Origin of the sequence: Kitasatospora sp. NPDC057542 (assembly GCF_042801945.1) — a bacterium.
Taxonomy (GTDB): domain Bacteria; phylum Actinomycetota; class Actinomycetes; order Streptomycetales; family Streptomycetaceae; genus Kitasatospora.
The window spans coordinates 1-2,769 of the sequence record NZ_JBHVFE010000723.1; the positions used below are offsets into that span (position 1 = coordinate 1).

2 protein-coding genes are annotated in these 2,769 nt (G+C 76.7%); both read left to right on the plus strand.

Annotation, left to right across the window (positions count from 1 at the left end; all coding sequences use genetic code 11):
• Positions 1-141: 141 nt before the first annotated feature.
• On the plus strand, positions 142-2,265 hold the full coding sequence (malQ, locus tag ACFU7Y_RS42690) for a 4-alpha-glucanotransferase (protein ID WP_380771844.1): 2,124 nt from the start codon (positions 142-144) through the stop codon (positions 2,263-2,265).
• 177 nt (positions 2,266-2,442) lie between these two features.
• Entirely contained in the window at positions 2,443-2,673 is a 231-nt protein-coding gene (locus tag ACFU7Y_RS42695; RefSeq protein ID WP_380771846.1) for a hypothetical protein, read from the plus strand.
• Positions 2,674-2,769 lie beyond the last annotated feature (96 nt).

The window sequence follows — 2,769 nt, forward strand, 5'->3', positions numbered from 1 at the left end:
GGCCCGCCCCGCCGCCGACGGGTGGGGCGGGCCCTCGGTCGTTCCGCCCGGCCCCGTGTCGCGCTGGGTGATCGTGGTGTCACGCGGGTAGGACTGTGGCTGTTCCGACCGGGCGTTGCCGAGACATCGCAGGAGCCGCGAGTGGCCGCTTACCACGACAGTGACGGAGCCGAGCAGGTGCCGGCGCAGGATGCTCCGCCGCCGCCCGCCGAACTGGCGGCGCTGGCGCAGGCGTACGGGGTGGACGCCGGGCACCCGGGGCCGGGTGGGCAGGCGGTGGGGGCGCGGACGCTGGTCGCGGTGCTGGCGGCGATGGGGGTGGCGGCCGGGACGTCGCAGGAGGTGCGGGAGGCGCTGGAGCGCCACCGGGCCGTGCAGCGGGGCCGGTTGCTGCCGCCGTGCGTGGTGGTCCGGCAGGGGAGACGGACGGCGCTGGACGTGCCGGCGGACGCCCGGCTGCGGGTGGAGCTGGAGGACGGGGGGAGTTGGGAACTGCCGCGGGGGCACTCGCACTGGGTGCCGGGGGACCTGCCGCTGGGGCGCCACCTGCTCACGGCGGAGTGCGGTGACAGGAGGGCGAAGGCCGCGCTGATCGTCGCCCCCGAGCGGCTGCCGCAACTCCCCGGCCGCAGCTGGGGGTTCCTCGCCCAGCTGTACTCCGTGCTGTCCGAGCGCTCCTGGGGCATGGGCGACCTCGGCGACCTCGGCGAGCTGGCCCGGTGGGCGGGGGCCGGCCTCGGGGCGGGCTTCGTGCAGATCAACCCGCTGCACCAGGCCCTTCCCGGCGCCCCCTCCGACCCCTCCCCGTACCGCCCGTCCTCGCGCCGCTTCGCCGACCCGGTGCACCTGCGGATCGAGGCCGTCCCCGAGTACGCGTACCTGGAGGGCGGGCAGCGCGACCAGGCCGAGGAGCTGGCCCGCCGCGCGGCCCGGCTGCGCGACGAGGTGCTCGTCCACGACGCGCTGATCGACCGGGACGCCGTCTGGCGGCTCAAGCGCGAGGCCCTGGAGCTGCTGCACGAGGTGCCGCGCGGCCCCGGCCGCCAGGCCGAGTACGAGGCGTACCGGCGTCGCGAGGGCGAGTGGCTGCGCCGGCACGCGCTGTGGAACGCCCTGGCCGAGGTGCACGGCCCGGACTGGCATCACTGGCCGAAGGGCCTGCGTCACCCGGACGGCCCACAGGTGGAGCAGGCGGAGAAGGAGCTCGGGGAGCGGATCGAGTTCCACCGCTGGCTCGCCTGGCAGGTCGACCAGCAGCTCGCCCGGGCCCAGCAGGCGGCCCGCGAGGCGGGCATGCCGGTCGGCCTGATCCACGACCTGGCCGTCGGCGTCCACCCGGACGGCGCGGACGCCTGGGCGCTGCAGGACGTGCTGGCCGGCGGGATCTCGGTCGGCGCCCCGCCGGACGCCTTCAACGCCCACGGCCAGGACTGGGGCCTGCCGCCCTGGCGCCCGGACGCGCTCGCCGAGGCCGGTTACGCCCCGTACGCGGAGCTGCTGCGGGCCACCGCCCGGCACGCCGGGGCCCTGCGCATCGACCACGTGATGGGCCTGTTCCGGCTCTGGTGGGTCCCGCAGGGGCATGCCCCGACCGAGGGCGTGTACGTGCGCTACGACGCGGAGGCGATGCTCGGCGTGCTGGCGCTGGAGGCGCACCGGGCCGGGACGGCGGTGATCGGCGAGGACCTCGGCACGGTGGAGCCTGGCGTGCGGGAGGAGCTGGCGGCGCGCGGGGTGCTCGGCACCTCGGTGCTCTGGTTCGAGCGGGACTGGCAGGCCGACGGCGCGATCCTCGGTCCGGACCGGTGGCGGCAGGGCTGCCTGGCCACCCTCACCACCCACGACCTGCCCAGCACCGCCGCCCGGCTCTCCGGTGAGCACGTCGAGCTGCGGCACCGGCTGGGACTGCTGGCCCGTCCGCTGGGGGAGGAGCAGGCGCAGGCGGCGGCGGACCTGGCGGACTGGCGGGCCGAGCTGGCGGGGCTGGGGATGCTCGACGCGGACGAGCCGCTGTCGATGCCCGTGCTGTACCGCTTCCTGCGGGCCACCCCGGCGGAGCTGGTCGGGGTGTGGCTGCCGGACCTGGTCGGCGACCCGCGCCCGCAGAACCTGCCCGGCACCTGGGACCAGTACCCGAACTGGCGCCTCCCGGTCGCCGACGGCGCCGGCGACCCGGTCACCCTCGAAGGCCTCGCCGCCGCCCCCGCCGCCGGCCTGCTCGCCCACCTCCTCGCCCCGACCGGCCCCCGGAACCCCTCCCGCTGACCGGCGGGGGCCCGTGGAAGCCAGGCCCTCGCCCCGGGGGAGCCCGGCACCCCGCCCCTCCCCGGTCCGCCGCCCCTCCGGCCCGCCGCAGGCGCTCCCGCCCCGCCGTAGGCGCCCCCGCCCGGTCGGGTCGACCCCGACGCGCGCGCCCCCGTAAGCGGCGGGTAAGTTGGAAACGTGGACAAGAGGAACGCTTTGCGAGCCGGCGCGGTCTGCGCAACGGTCACGCTGATGATGCTGCTGTCGTCGCCCGCCATGGCCTTCACCCGGGACGACGGTGACGACCCGGGTTCCGGCCTGAGTGTCGGTGAGACCATCGGCCTGTACGTGGTGATCCCGCTCGTCGCCTTCGCGATCATCGCCGGTCTGGCCGGCATGCCGTACGGCGGCAAGGGCAAGAAGAAGTAGCCGTCGGGCCCGACCGGGCCCGTACGACGTCCATCCGGACGTTCCACGTCCACCAGGACCCGCACGACCCCGAAGGGGCGCCGGACGATCCCGTCC